An 18,798-nucleotide genomic window follows, 5' to 3' on the forward strand; every position below is an offset into this window, starting at 1 on the left:
ATTACCATCATCATAATCTATAATCCATCCTCGGCGACATGACCATTTTAGCTTACTTCTTATGTTCATTTGCCAGAAAGAATTCAGCATAGCTATCATTTCCGGAAGAAAATATTTTATTAATTTAATTGCCTATTCTAAAAATAGACACAGCACGCTGAAGATCTTCTGCAAGATTAGCCAAAGATTGAGCGGTTGCCGCTGTTTCTTGGCTAGCAGCTGCCGCTTCCTCTGTCGCTGCAGAAATACTCTCGACTGCCTCTTGAACGGTAGACGCCTGTGCAGCCTGCTCCTCACTAGCAGCAGCTATTTCCGTCACTTTATGACCCGCATCGTTAACCATAGCAGCAATATGCTTGAATGCTTCCCCAGTCTTATGCGAGAACGTAGCACTCTCCTGAACTGCAGCTACGCTTTGCTTGGTGTTCTCCTGCATTCCCTTAATGATCCCTGTAATTTGCTTAGTAGCATCGCTGCTTCTCTCTGCTAGCTTCCGAACCTCATCTGCTACCACGGCAAATCCCCGGCCCTGCTCGCCTGCTCTAGCCGCTTCTATCGCTGCATTAAGCGCCAGCAAGTTGGTTTGATCTGCGATATCCTCAATAACTTCAATAATATCACCAATTTTTTGCGAATCATCCTCAAGCCTTGTCATTTTGCCACTTACCGCATTCATGCTCTCCATCGATGAAAGAATAACCTCTTCCCCATCTTTGGCAACCTGCATCGTCGTATTGGATAACTCAGAAGCAAGCTCCGTATTCTGTGCTACCGAGTGAATAGCACTAGAAAGCTCATTGAAAAGCTCACTAATCATTTGAGCTGAATCCGCCTGTGTAGCATTACCGCTAGCAATTTCCTCGCTGCTAGCCGATATTTGCTGGGATGCCGCTGCTAGACTTTGCGAATTCGATAGGATATTACCGACGATCTGACGTAAGTTATTCACCATCGTATCAATTGCGATACCGAGCATACCAATCTCGTCTTTTGTTTGAATATTTACTGTTTCCCTAAGATCTCCGTCTGCCACCCTGCTCACAAGCGCAACAACCTTGCCCAGTGGTTTAGAAATGACCTGAGAGATGAAATATCCGAATAGAATGCTAAGAAGGACTGCAACAATTAGAATGGAAATCGTAATGTTACGAGATGACTTATATAGGCTTGCCCCGCTGTCCCGAGAATGCTCCGCCTCAGACAAGTTGATCTCGACTAATTTGCTAAGAATGTCCTTCACTTGACTCGTTATTGTCTGATATTCGTTGTCTATTATTTTCTCCATGTCCTCCAGACGACCTGCATCCTTCATACTGACAGCTGTATCAAAGATTTCGAGATAGTCACTAAACTTATCCTCGAAGGGTTTAAGTGTTTGTATAGAATTGTCTGACAGCTGAGTATTTCTAAAGTCAGTCATTGTTTGATTAATAAGCTCTATTTGCTCCTTAGATTTTCCCTTCGTTTCCTGTAGTATTTGATTATCCTTGGTCATATACAGCTTCCGAAGTTGCGTTCTCATCTCATTAAAGCTAACTTGAGCCTTCTGTAACGATTGAACGGCTACTAATTGATTGTCGTACATATCATTTAAGCTTCCATTCATTTTACCTAGATTGTTCAATCCATAAGTACCGACAAATGCCATAATTACAGCAATGACTAAGAAGGAAGAAATAAGCTTGACGCTAGTCTTTAAGTTATAGAACCATTTCATAAGTGTCCACCTCATCTGATTTGTTCGATCAACTTACATGGTCAAGCTCTGCTCATCATTCTGATAATGCCGCCAATCTCAAGGATCAATGCAACCTTTCCGTTACCGAGTATAGTCGCTCCGGCGATACCCTCTACCTGACCAACAAAACCACCTAGCCCCTTAATAACAATTTCCTGATTACCAAGCAGCTCGTCCACAGCCAATGCGTACCTTTTTTCGGCACGACCTATAATCACTACGGGTATATGCTTATTCTGGCGGTGCTGCTCAGAGTATCCGAAGCAATCTTGCAGCCAGACGATCGGAATGACCTGATCTCTAATAGTGACGATTGGAATACCTCTGACATAACGGATTTCCTCTGGCTCCAGCCTAACAATCTCTGCCACATTGCTCATCGGAATAATAAAGGTGCTTTCACTGACCTTCACCATAAGCCCGGTAATAATCGCCAGAGTAAGAGGCAGCCTAATATTAAATTGGGTACCCTGTCCCTTAATCGTTGTAATATCGATCCGCCCGTTCATTCTCTCAATACCGGCACGAACGATATCCATTCCAACGCCTCTTCCGGATATATCGCTTACCTTGGATGCAGTTGATAGACCGGGATGGAAAACGAGGTCGACCGCCTCCTTCTCTGTCAATTGCTCTGCCTCTGACGTCGATAAGAGCTTTAAGCTAAGCGCCTTCTGCAGCAATCGTTGCGAATCTATTCCACCACCATCGTCCCCAACAACAATGAGTACTTGGTTATCTTCATGCGAAGCACGAATAGTAACCTTCCCTTTATCAGGCTTTCCTCTTTCTCTCCGAGCTTCAGGACTCTCAATTCCATGATCTACTGCATTACGTAATAGATGAATGAGTGGATCGCCTATTTCCTCAATTAAAGTTCGATCCAATTCCGTTTCCTTGCCCTCAAGGACTAGCTCAATGTCTTTGCCCAGGGATTGGGATAAATCACGGATCATACGAGGAAAACGATTAAACAGCTGCTCTATAGGTAGCATTCTGACCTTCATAACACTTTCCTGAAGCTCACCAATGATACGGGTAAAATGATCTGAAATTTGTCCTAAATCCTGAATGAGCTCATCGGTGCCGAATTTCAAATCCAATGATTTCTCAATTTGCTTAATGCGCGTTTGATCGATGACCAATTCTCCAACTAAATTCATTAGCTGCTCTAGCCGGTCGACGTTTACCCTAATTGACTGAACCCGAGACTTCTCTTGAATAAGCGATGCAGACGATGAAATACTGCTTTCACTGAATTCCTCTTGATCATTAACAGAGCTAATAGTTAACGCCTTAAGCTCAGTAATATTGCTTTCCCTAATGTCCACACGTTCAACATCAACCCACTGCAAAATATCCTCAGCCATTGTTTCTTCCGAGCTATCTGATACAATTAACCACCTAGCTGAGGCATCTCCATTGCCTTGAATCTCCTCTACTACTCGGGAAAAGTCCGACCATACAATAGCAGCGAATTGCTCCAGCAAATGATTCATGACATGAATTCTAGCTGCCCTCATCTCACATTCATCTGTCAAATAAATATGAACCCAGAAAGCTTTTTTCCCACTTGTCATTTGTTGGATCACACTATGTAAAGCTTCGTCTGGCAATTCTATATCAGCAGAAAGTCCAGAAAAAACCTCATTTTGTGGCGATGACGCCCAGCTGTCTTTTCGAAGCTCCAATAACAAATCATCAATATCGGATTTTTCAATATTTCCATTCGCAATTTCCGTTCGCAGCTGCTTCATTCGATCTACGCAGTGAAAGAACAAAGTTGCCAACTCTTTGGTGAGCGTGTACTCTCCGTTCCGTACATTTTCTAAAATATGCTCCATGTTGTGGGTAAGTCGCTTCATACGATCGTAGCCCATTGCAGCAGAGGAGCCCTTCAGTGTATGTGCTGCACGAAACAATCGCTGGATTCCTTCCAACGATTCTCCTGATTGCTCAATACGAAGAATCTCTTCCTCCATTAGATGCAGCTGCTCGTCCAATTCTTCCATGTAGAGAGTTTGATACTCTGTCATATCCAGCATGCTGTCTTCCCCCTCTACTCCCGCAGAAGCACTTCATCCAGCTTTAGAATCCCTACCAAATGTTCGTTGTTAATACCTATCCCTACAAAATAAGAGCCGCTGATTCCACCCACTCGCTCAGGAGGTGCCTGAATGTCGGAGAAGGTAGTCACCTTATTGACCCCGTCCACGATTATCCCTACAGATTCTTCGCTATGATTAACGACTACAATACGCGTGGATTTAGTATAAGAACCATTTTCCATTGCGAACATGCTTCTTAAGCTAATGACGGGAACGATTTTCCCCCGCAAATTAATAACCCCTTGTACATACGACTGACTATTCGGGATTTCTGTAATGTCCAGCATTCGAATGATTTCATGAATCTCAGAAATTAAAATAGCGTAATTTTCATTGCCGATACTAAATTCGACATATTGATTCTGACTAGTTCTATCCAAGCTAGCTTCCTCCTCTGATTCATGCTGCCGTTAAAGTATTCTTCGAGGTAGCCTAGCTTTAACGGAAAATATACATTATGCTCACCTCATTCAATAGGGGGATAAATCTTTGCACGATTAGCGGATCAAATTGCGTACCCATGTTACGTTCCAGCTCACACATCGCCTCTTCCACTGTCTTTCTACGTCTATACGGCCTTTCTGCAAGCATGCTGTCGAAAGCATCCACGACAGAGCAGACTCGGGCAAGCAAAGGGATTTCCTCACCTTTCAAGCCATGAGGATAACCCTTGCCATCCCACCTCTCATGATGATGGAGGACTAGCTCTATAACTTCTTCCTCCAGTTCCAAGGTTTCGAGCAATATGTCTGCCCCAAACCTTGGATGCTGTTTAATCAGATCCCATTCCTCAGCAGATAATGGCTTGTTACTATCCAATATTTGATTTGAAATCATGATCTTTCCTACATCGTGAATGAAGCAACCTCTTACTAACTTGGCTTTGGATAATGGGTCCATGTTCAAGGCAGAAGCTAACTTCTCACCTAGTAATGCCACTCGTACGCAATGTCGATAGGTTTCTTTGTGCTTACTTTGCAAATGGTCCATTTTCCCAATTACATAGGAGTCATGCTTGAATTCTTGGGCTGAACGCTCTGTTTGCAAAACTATACCTCTCATAAGTGGCCCCTTCTCCCCAAAATGCCGATTGTCGCATTAAATGTTTGCTTAACCATGCCGATATAGTGTTCATCATCATGAAATCCGACTGCCTTTCCTTCGCCCCCCCTACAAAATGGGCAAGTCGGACAATTACTGTTATACGACATCTTAGAGGAGGAAAGATTAAATGAATATTAGAGTGTTAGAGTCGAATGCGCTCTCATCGCTTGAACACGGCTTTAGTAATAAAGGACAACAGGAGGAATACAACGACGATCAAATTGTAAATATGTTTCTGACCGTTTGCGGGCTTTCTTTACACACACTACGGAATTACAAAAGAGCAATTTGCCACTTTAGGGAATTCATTCCCAATCTCACCTTAAAGGACGTGACGTGGAAAGAGGTGGAAGCCTATAAGCTTGGATTAATGCGAGGCATCTCCAGTTATTCCAATAAACCGCTTGCACCTGCCAGCGTCTCTGCTTTAATTGCACCGCTCAAATCTTTATACAAATGGGGAAGCGATTCCAACATTGGCATCTTCACAAAAAATCCAACCAGCTCCATAAGGCTGCCGCAGGTCATGGTAACGAGCCGGAAGCATTTTCTGACCCAACGAGAGGTTGGCTCTCTTCTGAACCAGCTGTACCAGCAAAGCTTACGGAATTATTTGATCGGACTATCATTAGTTACTTTGGGCTTGAGGGTATCGGAGCTCTCTAATATTAAGTGGGGCGACTTCTCTACAGATCCTATTGGGAATTCGGTGTGGTTAAACGTTGAAAGAGGGAAAGGCGGGAAAAGCAGAGATGTTAAAATACCGCGAAGCTTGTGGACTGTTTTTCAAAGCTATAAGAAACAAGCAGAAACCAAAACTCCGTTAGACAGCTCATCATCTGTTTTTTCAATTACAACTAGACAAATTGAAAGAATTATTCAAGAAGCTGGTAAGCAATCTATAGAAACTAAATTGCCAACACCTCACTGGCTTCGACATACGAGTGCTACTCTCGCTCTCCTGAAAGGGGCCTCCTTGCAGCAGGTGCAGGAAACCCTTGGCCATACGCACATTAATACGACTCAGCGTTATTTGCATACGGTTGAACAGCTTGAAAAAGCCGCTCCGGATTTCGTCGAAGAATGCTTAATGGACTTCATTCAGCTTTAATATCTTGTGTCCATTTTGCGAACACCTACAAATAAAAGTTGTATAATCGGACTTTTTACCCTAAAATTCATAGAATATTAGAAAATGTTAATTACATGACTAACTTCAAGCATGGGTCTTATGTCGCACAACAGTAATTGTTCGACATCCATTATCAGCATACATCTGCATCATAAATCAGCTCAAATTATATTATGTCATTAATTCATAAATTTAACTTTTTCACAAAAAACACTGATGATTAGGGGATAATTAATGTATTTTAGATAAAAAAAAAGCTATCCAAAAGCGCTAAACTTTTGGGTAGCTTCTTTTTTTGTATTGCAACAGCTTGCAGTCCGCCGACACTCGGTTTCCGCCCATTAGTACGCTCACTGGCTTGTGTAGCACACCTTCACCCGGTTTATGCCCATTAGTACGCTCTCAACGGCTTATAGACCACCTACAGCCGGTTTCCGACCCATTAGTCCGCTGACAGCGGCTTGCAGACCACCAACACCCGGTTTCCCACCATTTAGTCCGCTGCAAGCGGCTTGCAGATCACCTACACCCGGTTTTCCACCATTTAGTCCGCTGACAGCGGCTTGCAGACCACCAACACCCGGTTTTCCACCATTTAGTCCGCTGACAGCGGCTTGCAGACCACCAACACCCGGTTTCCGACCATTTAGTCCGTTAACAGCGGCTTGCAGACCGCCAACACACGGTTTTCCACCATTTAGTCCGTTGGTAGCGGCTTGCAGCCGGAAAAGGTATGCTCCCCCGCAAATATGCCCTAGAAAAGGCAAAAAAGCTGCCCATAGATCAATTATGGGACAGCTCCTTAGTTTTATTCCATTTACTGTTTGAGCAATTCTAGGAACTCTGCACGAAGTGCAGCACTTTGACGGAATTGACCTCTTACAGCTGAAGTAATTGTCTTACTACCCGGTTTCTTAACCCCGCGAGAACACATACAGAGATGCTCACCCTCAACGACGACCATAACTCCATGAGGAACAAGTACTTCATCAAGGATGTCCGCGATTTGAGAAGTAATTCTTTCCTGTACCTGCAAACGCCGCGACACCGCCTCAACGAGCCGAGCAAGCTTGCTAAGACCTGCGATCTTCCCACTTGGAATATATCCGATATGTGCCTTGCCGAAGAAAGGCGCCATGTGGTGCTCGCATTGGCTATAGTAAACAATATCCTTAACGATGACTAGCTCTTCATGCTTCTCATCGAAAGTTACGCCGAGAACATCCCTTGGATCAACTGCATAACCAGCAAATATTTCCTCGTACATCCGAGTTACGCGCGCAGGAGTCTCAATAAGCCCTTCCCGTTCGACATCTTCGCCAATTAGCTTTAAGATTTCACGAATGTGATGCTCTACTTGCTCACGATTTTGAGATACTTGATCATTAATGTAATCTTTGGCTCCCGACATGGTAATACCCCCTACTATCTGCGGAACTTTGGATTGTTTCTATTGTCTGGTTTTGGGCTAGCTTTTGGACTGCCGCCACCTGCATTTTGGTTTTTCATCATTTGTTGCGCTTTTGCAAGCTGTTGGCTATTCATGTTATAGCCCATTTGCTTAGCCATTTTTTGCAGCATTTCTGGGTTGTTCTGCATTTTCGTCATTTGGGAACGTAAGTAATACACCCCAACGATAAATCCAACAACTAATCCAACGATTAGTGTTAGTATCGGAATAATATAGGACCACATAATCAAACGCCTCCGAAATTTCATAATAAAACTTCTCAACCACCTAAATGTGTTAGAGAAGTGTGTCGTACTATGATAGCATGGCCGAACGATGAGGCGCAAACGAAATAGATGGATAACTAACTATGATAATACGGACTCTATGAAAACGGTCGGGTGCTGGGCTAAATCTATTTCATTATACCCTACCGCTTCATCGCCTTCCTTATCGATAACACGTACGATCGGCCTGCCTGGCAGCCCGCGATGCTGTCCAACGACAACCCCAGTCTGACGATTCGATAGCCTCACAGAAATGCCATTAGGATAGATAGAGACGATTCGCATAAACTGCACCAGCACCTCGTGATCCAGCACTGTCCCAGACATTGCATTTAACCGTTCGCATGCTTCGTGTGGCATTAACGATCCTTCTACATCAGAAGAATAGATGAAATTGTCATAAATATTTGCTACAGCCGTTATCTTGGCATAAGTGTGGATGTCATCACTTGTTAATCCGCGCGGAACCCCACTGCCATCCATAGCCTCATGATGCTGGAAAGCAACATGCGCGATAAGTAAGCTGTACTCGCGTTTGTTTTTTAATAAATCGAATCCCCGCCATGAATGATGCATTCGTCCCTCCTGAACCTCAGGAGCTCCCAGCTTGCCGATATCGTGCAATAAGGCGCCAATCGATAGTTCCTTAAGCTGAATCATATTTAAACCCATGTTAAGCCCTATCAATGAAGAGATCATACAGACATTCATCGCATGCAGGAACATCGCGTTGTCAGCGGAACGAATATCTGATAAATGAATCAATATATTCTGGTTTCTTAGGACGTCATCCAGCAAATCGTCCACCGTTTGCCCAACTGCCTTTGAGCTAAAGTTCTTACCCGATTTCAAAGCCTCGAACATTTCGGACATTTGATGAATAACAGCCCGCTTCGTTTCTTCAGACAGCACTTCCTCATGAGAAATATCTCTGTACAATGGATTGTCGATATAGATGGTTGTGACGCCAATCCGCTTTAGTGTGCTTATCATATAGACTGTTAATTGGACTCCAGTCGAGAGCAATACCGTACCATTGGAGGAAAAGATAGTCTTGCCCAATATTTGGCCCGGTTCTACCGTCTCGATATCAACTAATTTCATGCTTTTATCTCTCCTACCTATGCGCGGTGTTTTTTCAAGGATGTCTTACTCTATATTTCGGCAAAAAAGACACTCAAGTTTATGCACCGAAAGAGGAATTCCAGCTTATTTCCTCGGAAATAACAAATAAAGCCTATACAACCGACAAAGCTCGTTCTATTGCTGATAGTACTTCGACTTCCTTCTCTGATGTCTGGGCTTTACGTAGGTATTCCAACGCTTCATCGGAGCCAATTCGTCCGAGAGCCCAAGCAGCAGCTTCTCTTAGCACAGGACGCGGATCTTCTCTTAACACCTCAGCAATATCCGGAACAGACTCCTGATCACGAAAATTTCCTAGTGCAATAAGAGCATTTCGTTGAATAGGCTTACGTCCACGCCAAGATGCTGAGCCCATGCCAAATTTTTCGCGGAATTCGCGATTTCCCATCTTGAGTAGAGGACGGAGCAAAGGCTTGGCAACCTCCGGATCAGGTATAAGCTCCTCATGATGGCGCATATCGATTTTACGATTAACAGGACAGACGATCTGACACGTATCGCAGCCATATAATCGATTTCCGATTTTTAGCTTCATCTCATCATCTACAAACCCCTTAGTCTGAGTGATGAAGGAAATACACTTTTGTGCATTCAGTTGGCCTGGACCAACGAGTGCGCCCGTCGGACATGCATCAATGCACAAGGTACAGTCCCCACAACCGTCCACATCTAATATCGCCTTGTCTGGAGGGAGGGGAAGATCCGTAAGCATCTCCCCCAGGTAGACCCATGAGCCAAGCTCTGGCGTGATGATAGAGCAGTTTTTCGCGCTCCAGCCGATACCTGCGCGTTCCGCGACGGCACGGTCTGAGAGGGCGCCTGTATCTACCATAGACATTAGCTTCGCATGAGGCAATCTTGCGTGGATCCATTCTGATAGCTTGGCCAATCTTCGCCGTAGCGCTTGATGATAGTCCTCACCCCACGCAGAACGTGACAGAATTCCCCTACGCTTACCTGGTTCAGATACTGGAGCCCCCTTCATCTTCGATGGATAGGCCACAGCAATGGCGATTATAGATTTGGCTTCCGGCAGCAGCAATGTAGGCGTAGTCCTTAAATCCAGATCCGGCTCTTCAAAGCCTGATTCGTGCCCTAGCTCACGGTGACGAATAAGCCGCTCTCTAAGCTCCAAGAAAGGCTCAGCTGTCGTGATTCTAAGCTTATCAATGCCCATGCTGCTAGCTTCTGCAATCATCTCATCTTTGAATTGCTGCCAATCTACGTTTACATCGTGCGTTGAAAATTCGATCACAGCTTAGCCCATCGACTTACAGGCCATATTATGAAGTCTGCCCTACCTTTGATGAGATCCTCGGGTACTTCCTTAAACGCACGACTGTCCTTACTCGCCCGCATATGTCGATTATCTCCGAGAACAAAATAGTGTCCAGGACTAACCGTGGTCGGGCCATAATCCCCATCTTCTATTTTGGCATCCGTATAGGACTCAACTGATAGGTTCCCGTTTATATAAAGCTCGCCACTGCGAATTTCCAAAGTATCTCCTGGCATCGCAACTATTCGTTTAACAAGATATTCCTTGCGGTCTGAACCCTCACTTGGATCCTTCAGGATAACAACATCTCCGCGGTCAAGACTGCCGAATTCCATCGCAATTTTGTTTATGAATAACCATTCATTCTCATGAAGCGTAGGTTCCATCGATATTTTCTTTACAGTTGAAAGCTGAAAGACGAAAGCCCTTAGCAGCAGCACGATAACGACAGCCACGATTAATGCCTTGGACCAATCCCATAGCTCCTTGCGCCAGCCACTAAGTTTAACTTTATTTTCCGAACGCTTTCTGCTAACGGGAGCCACAGGCTCCACTTGTTGTCTCAAGGCTATCCCTTCTCTCCTTCAGCGTTCAGCTGTTTTTTCCATTGTCATATATAGTAACAAATTTCGGCATCGCCGAAAAAAACATTTCTATTCTTTATTATAGCCTCCCTATAAGAAAAGCATATCTCCCCGCCAAAAGCAATGGCGCTAAAGATATGCTTTCAAGAGAGTCCATTCACAGTAGACTTAACCAGCTACAATGGAAAGCGGCTGCGTTAACTGTACGAAATCGATTGGCTTCAAACCAAGCGAATCGTAAAATGGTCGCAAAAGTTCGTTATGCTTGTCCCCTGCAATGAGAACCTTCAGCACATTGCGCTGACGGAACCGATTGTTCATGTTTGATACGAGAGCTCGTCCCACGCCTTGGCGTCTATAATCCATCTGGACAGCTATTCGATACACATAACCCTTTTGTTTATCTATCGTTCCAATTAGTACCCCAGCGATGTTGCCTGCTTCTTCTGCAACAAGCACCAACTCGCTGTCCCAAGACAACTGCCGGGCAAAAGCCCCCATTGTCTCTTCACAGCATTCCTCCGATAATACTTCCTCCAGAAGCTCAGCAACCGACCTGTAGTCTGACAATTGGAAAGAACGAATCTGCATGCTGTACAATTCCCCCGGGTTAAAAGAAGTTTACATCCAGTTGACGATCTTCTAATTTTACGACAATTTAGCGAAATTTCTAGCTTTTTTATTAAAAAAACATAAATTTTTTCGTAAAAACAGTAGAAAACATGATGTAAACGCTTTAAAAGAGATGATTTCTGGTGATAATTAGCTATTAACGAGATTAAATAGCGAATTTCAGACTTATATGCAGGATAATTGAACCAGAGATGGATAGAATAACTGAGCTACTATTTCTGAATCTATGTCACAACTGCCCGACTTTTGACTTTTTATACATCTATGTTGATTTAATCAAAAGGATAAGGGATAATAATAAATGTGAGCAACAAAAGCTACATATTAGATCACAAATAATAGGAGGTTTTACCAATGGCACACGAATTGCCCGCTCTTCCTTACGCAACAGACGCACTTGAACCGAACATCGATACGGCAACGATGGAAATCCATCACGGTCGTCATCACAATGCGTATGTAACAAACCTGAACAATGCTTTGAAATCCGCACCTGAATTAGAGAGCAAAAGCGTTGAAGATTTGATCGCTGATCTGAACGCTGTTCCTGAAAGCATTCGTACTGCTGTTCGTAACAACGGCGGCGGACATGCTAACCACTCCTTGTTCTGGAAAACAATCAGCCCAAGCGGCGGCGGCGCACCATCCGGCGCTCTAGCAGCGGCTATTGATAGCGAGCTTGGTGGATTCGACAAGTTCAAAGAAACTTTCGCAGCTGCTGGTGCTACTCGCTTCGGTTCTGGCTGGGCTTGGCTTGCACTTGATAAAGACGGAAAGCTGAAAGTATACAGCCTACCAAACCAAGATAGCCCAATCATGGAAGGCGATACTCCACTTGTTGGTCTTGATGTATGGGAGCACGCTTACTACCTGAAATACCAAAACAAACGCCCTGACTACATTGCTGCTTTCTGGAATGTTGTTGACTGGAACGCAGTTGGCGCAATCTACGACGCTGCGAAGTAATCTTTAATATGTTGGTGCGGGGAATTATCCATGTACCAGCATTAGAACCCGCTTTTTGTTGGATGGTAATTACATCTCACCAAAAAGCGGGTTCTTTGTGTGATTTTTTGGACTTTATTTGCCTCAAATCGATGAAAAAAAGAGGGGAAGTATCTCCTGTAGGAGCGAAGCGTTTGTCTTTGAGATCGTGAAATCTCCTTGTTACGAGTTTACCCATTCAGATTTCACGATCTCAATCAACAACCGGAAGGAGATACATCCCCGCAAAACCATTATCGATATAAAAAAACAGCCCATAAGTTCGTCACTTATGGGCCAGCCTCTTTTTGTGTAAGTATAGCTTCTAAAAGTAATTAATTAAACTCACTATTATCCAATAGTCCATCCAGCTCTGAAGTAACATTATCAATCATTTGCACGAATGATGTCAGCTCCTGCGAGCTAGCCGCTTGCTCTCTAGAGAACCTTACCGTTTCCTCACTGCCTTGCTTAACCTCTGATAGGGTCAGCTGAATTTCCTTGAGTAATTTCTGTATCGTTACCAAGGATACCTTTGAATGGCTTGCCAGCTTCCGAATTTCGTTGGCCACCACTTCAAATCCAAGCCCAGCTTCTCCTGCCCTTGCCGCTTCAAGCGCTGCGTTCAAGCCAATCAGATGCGTCTGATCAGATATTTCACGCATAGCGGAACCAAGCTCATGAATCTCCTCAATGTTACGGGAAAGCTGTCCAACCTTCGCATGCGAATTCTCTTGAACAGCTGCCGTATGGGATGCATTAGTAGCAACCATGCTGCTGCTAGCGTTCAGTTCAACCATCATCGAGGATAGCTCCTGCACTACAGAGCTCACTTTGGTTAACATATACTCACGTGCCTCGACCAATTTTATTACTTTTGCTTTCTCATCATCCTCGTAAGCTTCGAGTACGATTTGAGAGTCAAGATTAAACATTTTACTCAAACAATAAGTAATTTTCACCCATTCATCTGGAACGATTTTCTTAAGGTGCTCCGTAGCAATATCCAAATATAAAACATATGTACCCAGATACCAATTCGTCGTCAGCCCGATACGTGAATGCACTTTACCTATGTACAAACGCTTAGTAAAAAACTCTTCGTCAATTACACCATCAGTCAAAGACTGAAAATACCATTGCTGTGTTTTCTTCAATCCTTCAATTGTACTATGTGATTGAATGAGCTTTAGTAATTCTGGTTGCTCCGTAATTCGATCATAGAGCTCATCCACAACCGCTTTCGTAATTTCGGAAAATATTGCCTGCTTCGTCTTTAAGTAAGCCAAATCTTCCTCACGAATTCCGATGTAGCTTAACTGCTTTAATCTAGCACTGTTTACTTGAATCATTAAAGTACCCCCCTCACGGATGTCGTCCCTTTAAGAGTGGCTTGAATCCGATGATCCGTCAAGCTGAAATTTCATAACATTACCATTTAGGTCCCTCGCCAATGAATCTAGTGATTCAGATGAGCTTGCTGTTTGCTCAGCTGCTGCAGCTGTCTGTTCGCATATAGCGGCGATAGATTCGATGTGCTGCATAACCTCTAGCGATTGAGCAGCTTGTTCCTCACTAGCAGCTGCAATGTCTTCTGCTTGCCTTGAAACCTCACCTACCATTGCTACAATTCTCTCTAGTGACTCTCCCGTCTGCTTTGAGAGCAGGGACGTTTCCGCAACATGATTAATGCTTACTTGGGTACTGTCTTGCATCCCACGAATAATGGCACCAATCTGCTTCGTAGCTACTCCACTGCGTTCCGCAAGCTTGCGTACCTCGTCGGCAACGACTGCAAATCCCCTTCCCTGTTCCCCAGCCCTGGCCGCTTCGATTGCAGCATTTAGTGCCAGCAGATTTGTTTGTTCTGATATTTCCGTTATGACGTCTATAATCTCTCCGATGTTGTTAGAATCCTTCTCAAGCTCTGTCATTTTATTAGTCAGACGCTCCATACTATTAATCGATGCTTGAACAGCTTTTCCGCCCGCAATCGCACCTTCATTTGTTTTCTCGGTCAATTCTGCCGTATTCTGAGCTCTCTGAGCAACGGTATTAACAGCTTGTGACAGCTCCTTGATTAGCTCAACAGCAGTACGTGCAGATTCTGCTTGCTGTAAGCTGCCTCTAGCTACCTCCTCCGTTGTCGAGGATATTTCAGATGCAGCTCCTGTCACACTATTGGAAGCTATCACGGTCTGTCCGATCAATGCTCTTAAGCTCTCAATCATTTGATTTAATAAGGCTGATAACTTGCCGAATTCGTCACCCGATCTTACCGTTAGCTTACGCGATAGATTACCATCTGCCACCTGTTGAGATAGGCTGACCACCGCGTTAATATTACGAATAACCATTAACCGGACTATGACAATTAGAATGATAATAATTCCAGCTATAGCAATTAGGGAGATGATAAGGGAAGTAACCATACTTGCTTGATAATCTTTCATAATATAAGACTTAGGGACAACCGTTTCTACAAACCAAGTCACAGATGAATTTCCCAGCTTGATTTGTTCAAAGTTACGTAATACTTCCTTCCCATTTGCATCCTTATTATAAACCTTTTCCATTCCTTGCTTAACCTCATTAAAGATTGCTTGATCGTAATAGGGCTCCGTTGCCTTTTCCTTCACATTCCCATTGGCAACATAATGACCTCCATCGGAAACAATCGTCACATAGCCTTCATTCGGTTTAGACGCAGCGACCTCTTTAACAAGAGAATCTAAAGAAAGATCGGCCCCGATAACACCTAGAAATCGACCATCTGGATTTAGAATGGGGTAGCTAATAGAAGCAATCATAGTATCTATTCCATCCACCTTGTACCAGTAGGGCTCCGTCAGTGCTGTTTGTTTTGTCTTCTTAGGAATGGAATAAAAAGTCGCTGCTTCAGTATCATAATCTCTTACTGGCTCAATAATAATTCCCTCACCATTTCGTACCGCATAAGGAATAAGCCTGCCCGTGTCATCATCATAGGGTGTTTTCTCCATATTACTTTTGTCCTTTTCGTCGAAGGCATTGGGCTCCCAAATGGTATAAACCCCCATTATTCCTGGCCGCGCTTCAAGCGAATGCTGCAGAAGCTGAACAACCTGCTCCCTGCTCATATTTTTCCGATCCTTGGCCTCAAGCAATGATACCGATAAAGATGACAGCATTGAATCTATGCGATCTAATTCTGATTGAAACTTTCTCGCGAAGTGGCTACCCTCATGCTTAGCTTCTATTTCACCTTTGGATACAGTAATGGATCTTAACTGACTTAAGTTCACAGATACTAGTATGAGGAAAACGACAGCTACGGTGAGCGTAACTGCACCTCCTAATTTCCAAGCTAATCCCAGCCTCTTATACCAAGCCATTAATGAACGCTCCCCTCTTCCATTTCACAGAAACCACTAAATGCCAGAAGCTTGTCTATTTCTAATAGCATAGTCAGATCGTCTCCTCGCTTATGAATCCCGGTAAGGAATTCCGAGGTAACATTAGCTAATCTTACAGAAGTTTCCTCCACCTCATTGTTCGGCATATTAAATACTTCCATTACGGAATCTACTAGTACTCCGACTTGACTATCATTGACTTTCATAATAATAATTCTTGAATCATCATTAATCTGAGCGGCTTCCATCCCCAAGCATTGTGAAAGATCTACAGCAGGTAATACAGAGCCCCTCAGATTAAAAAGGCCAAGCATCTGAGAAGGACTTGTTGCTGTACTAGTTAGATTTGGTACTCTAATAATTTCTTTCACCTTATCAATATCAAGCGCATAGAGTTGATTGCTTAAGGCGAATGTTATTTTCTTAGCGTACTGAACAGCTTCAATGTCCTGCATCCTATTATTCTTGTTATTAATTACTGTACCTGCATCTCTAACTACAGCATTTACATCTAAGATGTAAGCGATGCTCCCATTGCCCAATATTGACGAGCCCGAAACATAATGAACCTGTCCCAGATATGATGAGAGTGCCTTCATCACAATTTCCTGATTAGCAACAAGTCGATCTACATAAAGGCAAACCCGCTTCTCAGCAGCTCCAATCATAACTGCATAGCCTTTATTATTACTATTGGGTCGAGTCCGCAGTTTATCGTGAAGCCTAACAAGCGGGAAAATATCTCCTCTAACCGTACAAATTTCTTTGCCATGCACACTTTGAATGTCAGCTGAATTTAATTGGAACGTCTCCAGCACATGCACTAGCGGTATAGCAAAGGTGAGCTTGCCAATCTCTACAAGTAAAGAGCGAGTAATAGCCAGAGTAAGGGGAAGCTTGATCGTAAGTGTAGTACCCTTACCTAAAGTCGTATCAATATCTACAAGTCCATTCAATTTCTCGATATGTGATCGAACAATATCCATGCCAACACCCCGGCCCGACAATTCAGTAACCTGCTCAGCTGTTGACATTCCTGAATGGAAAATAAGCGAAATGATTTCTTTATCCGACATCCTAGACGCTTCTTCTGTACTAATAAACCCTTTCTGAATAGCCTTTTGTTTAATCTTGTTAGGATCAATTCCACGTCCATCATCCTGTACTCTAATAACAATGGCTGACTCCTGGTGACTAGCTTGCAGGAGAAGCTCCCCTTTGCGTGGCTTACCTAACCTCTCGCGCTCGTCCGGTGACTCTAATCCATGATCTGCTGCATTACGGAGTATATGTATAAGTGGATCACTAATTTCTTCAATTAATGTGCGGTCTAGCTCCGTTTCCTTGCCCTCTATAGAGAAATTGATCTCTTTGCCTGCTTGCTGTGACAAATCCCTTACAAGACGCGGAAAACGATTAAACAGCTGTTCAATAGGGAGCATTCTGGTTTTCATCAGACCCTCTTGTAGCTCGGCAATAACTCGGTTCAAGTGGTCTGTCACCTCGCCCAGCATGGCAACTTCAGTCTCTTGCCTGTACTTCTCATCCAGCCTCTTACGAACCTCTTGAAGCCTTGTGTTATCAATGATTAGCTCACCGACCAAATTGAGCAAATGCTCTAACCGCTTCACATCTACTCTTACGGTCTGCTGCACTTGGACTTTAGCTTCTATACCTACTTCCGGCTTTACTGCATTAGCCATTGAGCTATTAGTCGTTGCTGACACACCTTCTTCAGTCTCTAATACCGTATCAAAAATCGATACACAAGCATCGCTAATTTGCGATAGCTGTAACACATTATTGCAGATGACTTCTGATGAATAAGAAGAAGCAACCACGAAAGATATAGGAGATGAAAGCAGAAGATCTTCTTTGTCCCACTTGCTCATGGGAGGGTAAATACCAACAACCTCTCCCGTCTCGCTTAAAGTACGATGAACTAACAATCCTCGTACTTTCGGCATATCCGCATCACTTGATAAAGAAACTTCAACCTCATACAAAGGAATCTCTTCTTTTCTTTTCCGTGCCATCTCCTCCAGCTCCAGGTAGCTCCAGCGCTCTTGATCAGACATCCTGTCCAATCTCTCCTGCTCGACCTCCTCCGTTACTGACTCCATCGAGGCATTATCATAATGGTTGATCATGCAACGATCAAGTGCTTGTAGCAGCGACTCGTTCGAATGCTCCTCCATCTCACCTTGCTTAAGGGATTCCCGCTGTATTTTCAGAAAATCGATGCAATCAAACAAAGTGTTAATAAGCGAACCCTCAATAGAAAGCTGGTCTTGCCGTAGTAAATCGAACACACTCTCCACCTTATGGGTTACCTCTTTCATCTGATGAAAGCCCATGGCTGCCGAGGAGCCCTTTAAGGTATGAGCCGCGCGAAATATTCTTTGGACGGTATCGTGCTGGTTACCACCAGACTCAAGCTCGAGAATAGCATGATCTAATGTCTGTAGCTGTTCCTCCAGTTCATCTAAGAACACACCCAAATACGTAGATGCAAACGAATCCATCACCCCACAGCTCCCCTCAGCCCAAGAACGGAATGCAAATCCAGTACGCTAACTAATCTGTCATTTAACCTTGCAAGGCCTGACAGGAAGCTCTGGGTAGCTCCTATGCCACTGTCAGTAGGAGGAAGGATTTCCTCGAACAAAGCGACTTGCTCGACTGAATCGACCCAGATTCCAATATCCTCCTCACCAGAACTCACGATAACGATTCTATCAGAAGAGCTTGGCAAAGCTTCCGCTACTCCAAACCTAGATGCAAGTCCTATAACAGGAACGATTTTACCTCTGAGATTAATTACCCCTTTGACATAGGGCTTATTGCAAGGGACATCTGTTAACGGCTGCACTTTAATAATTTCCTGAACTTCCGATATCGAAAGCGCATATTTCTCACTATTTAGACCAACAACGACATAATTGCTCATAGCTTTAT

At 43.8% G+C, this 18,798-nt stretch carries 17 protein-coding genes; 2 read left to right on the top strand and 15 right to left on the bottom strand.

The genetic code is table 11. The features are described from left to right. Window positions 1–124 precede the first annotated feature (124 nt). From KCTCHS21_RS25455 to KCTCHS21_RS25470, 4 genes are read right to left on the bottom strand one after another with little or no spacing between them, the layout of a single operon-like run. Window positions 125–1,717: a methyl-accepting chemotaxis protein gene (locus KCTCHS21_RS25455; protein ID WP_130614688.1), complete on the bottom strand. Its 1,593-nt coding sequence runs from the start codon at window positions 1,715–1,717 to the stop codon at window positions 125–127. A 41-nt stretch (window positions 1,718–1,758) separates the two neighbouring features. Continuing rightward, the gene (locus tag KCTCHS21_RS25460) at window positions 1,759–3,783 is read right to left on the bottom strand and encodes a chemotaxis protein CheA (protein ID WP_130614690.1); all 2,025 of its coding nucleotides are present in this window, start codon (window positions 3,781–3,783) and stop codon (window positions 1,759–1,761) included. Between the two features lie 14 nt (window positions 3,784–3,797). Further along, window positions 3,798–4,226 (bottom strand): chemotaxis protein CheW, encoded by a 429-nt coding sequence (locus tag KCTCHS21_RS25465; RefSeq protein ID WP_130614692.1) that lies wholly within the window; start codon window positions 4,224–4,226, stop codon window positions 3,798–3,800. 58 nt (window positions 4,227–4,284) lie between these two features. Beyond that, entirely contained in the window at window positions 4,285–4,908 is a 624-nt protein-coding gene (locus KCTCHS21_RS25470; protein ID WP_232057962.1) for an HD-GYP domain-containing protein, read from the bottom strand. Window positions 4,909–5,077: 169 nt separating this feature from the next. Here KCTCHS21_RS25470 and KCTCHS21_RS25475 point away from each other — a divergent pair, with 169 nt between their 5' ends. Then, the gene (locus KCTCHS21_RS25475; protein ID WP_130614694.1) at window positions 5,078–6,061 is read left to right on the top strand and encodes a tyrosine-type recombinase/integrase; all 984 of its coding nucleotides are present in this window, start codon (window positions 5,078–5,080) and stop codon (window positions 6,059–6,061) included. Between the two features lie 431 nt (window positions 6,062–6,492). Here KCTCHS21_RS25475 and KCTCHS21_RS25480 read toward each other — a convergent pair whose 3' ends face one another. From KCTCHS21_RS25480 to KCTCHS21_RS25510, 7 genes are all read right to left on the bottom strand, one after another. Further along, entirely contained in the window at window positions 6,493–6,849 is a 357-nt protein-coding gene (locus KCTCHS21_RS25480; RefSeq protein ID WP_130614696.1) for a hypothetical protein, read from the bottom strand. 50 nt (window positions 6,850–6,899) lie between these two features. After that, window positions 6,900–7,493: a GTP cyclohydrolase I FolE gene (gene folE, locus KCTCHS21_RS25485; protein ID WP_130614698.1), complete on the bottom strand. Its 594-nt coding sequence runs from the start codon at window positions 7,491–7,493 to the stop codon at window positions 6,900–6,902. Window positions 7,494–7,507: 14 nt separating this feature from the next. Then, the gene (locus KCTCHS21_RS25490; protein WP_130614700.1) at window positions 7,508–7,777 is read right to left on the bottom strand and encodes a YneF family protein; all 270 of its coding nucleotides are present in this window, start codon (window positions 7,775–7,777) and stop codon (window positions 7,508–7,510) included. 123 nt (window positions 7,778–7,900) lie between these two features. After that, entirely contained in the window at window positions 7,901–8,923 is a 1,023-nt protein-coding gene (locus tag KCTCHS21_RS25495) for an HD-GYP domain-containing protein (protein ID WP_130614702.1), read from the bottom strand. Window positions 8,924–9,056: 133 nt separating this feature from the next. After that, on the bottom strand, window positions 9,057–10,163 hold the full coding sequence (gene queG / locus KCTCHS21_RS25500) for a tRNA epoxyqueuosine(34) reductase QueG (RefSeq protein WP_130616699.1): 1,107 nt from the start codon (window positions 10,161–10,163) through the stop codon (window positions 9,057–9,059). A 53-nt stretch (window positions 10,164–10,216) separates the two neighbouring features. Beyond that, on the bottom strand, window positions 10,217–10,810 hold the full coding sequence (gene lepB, locus KCTCHS21_RS25505; RefSeq protein ID WP_130614705.1) for a signal peptidase I: 594 nt from the start codon (window positions 10,808–10,810) through the stop codon (window positions 10,217–10,219). Window positions 10,811–10,996: 186 nt separating this feature from the next. After that, window positions 10,997–11,419 carry a GNAT family N-acetyltransferase gene (locus KCTCHS21_RS25510; protein WP_130614707.1) on the bottom strand — a complete coding sequence of 141 codons (423 nt, stop codon included), beginning with the start codon at window positions 11,417–11,419 and terminating at the stop codon, window positions 10,997–10,999. Window positions 11,420–11,815: 396 nt separating this feature from the next. Between KCTCHS21_RS25510 and KCTCHS21_RS25515 the strand changes: the two genes are divergently transcribed. Beyond that, window positions 11,816–12,427: a superoxide dismutase gene (locus KCTCHS21_RS25515; RefSeq protein WP_130614710.1), complete on the top strand. Its 612-nt coding sequence runs from the start codon at window positions 11,816–11,818 to the stop codon at window positions 12,425–12,427. 353 nt (window positions 12,428–12,780) lie between these two features. Here KCTCHS21_RS25515 and KCTCHS21_RS25520 read toward each other — a convergent pair whose 3' ends face one another. From KCTCHS21_RS25520 to KCTCHS21_RS25535, 4 genes are read right to left on the bottom strand one after another with little or no spacing between them, the layout of a single operon-like run. Further along, on the bottom strand, window positions 12,781–13,797 hold the full coding sequence (locus KCTCHS21_RS25520) for a globin-coupled sensor protein (RefSeq protein ID WP_130614712.1): 1,017 nt from the start codon (window positions 13,795–13,797) through the stop codon (window positions 12,781–12,783). Between the two features lie 30 nt (window positions 13,798–13,827). Continuing rightward, the gene (locus tag KCTCHS21_RS25525) at window positions 13,828–15,819 is read right to left on the bottom strand and encodes a methyl-accepting chemotaxis protein (RefSeq protein ID WP_130614714.1); all 1,992 of its coding nucleotides are present in this window, start codon (window positions 15,817–15,819) and stop codon (window positions 13,828–13,830) included. After that, window positions 15,819–18,365: a chemotaxis protein CheW gene (locus tag KCTCHS21_RS25530; protein WP_232058270.1), complete on the bottom strand. Its 2,547-nt coding sequence runs from the start codon at window positions 18,363–18,365 to the stop codon at window positions 15,819–15,821. The genes KCTCHS21_RS25525 and KCTCHS21_RS25530 overlap by 1 nt, the downstream gene beginning before the upstream one ends. Continuing rightward, window positions 18,365–18,790: a chemotaxis protein CheW gene (locus KCTCHS21_RS25535; protein ID WP_130614718.1), complete on the bottom strand. Its 426-nt coding sequence runs from the start codon at window positions 18,788–18,790 to the stop codon at window positions 18,365–18,367. Before KCTCHS21_RS25535 ends, KCTCHS21_RS25530 begins: the two co-directional genes overlap by 1 nt. Window positions 18,791–18,798: the final 8 nt, after the last annotated feature.

This window comes from Cohnella abietis (genome assembly GCF_004295585.1).
Lineage (GTDB): Bacteria > Bacillota > Bacilli > Paenibacillales > Paenibacillaceae > Cohnella > Cohnella abietis.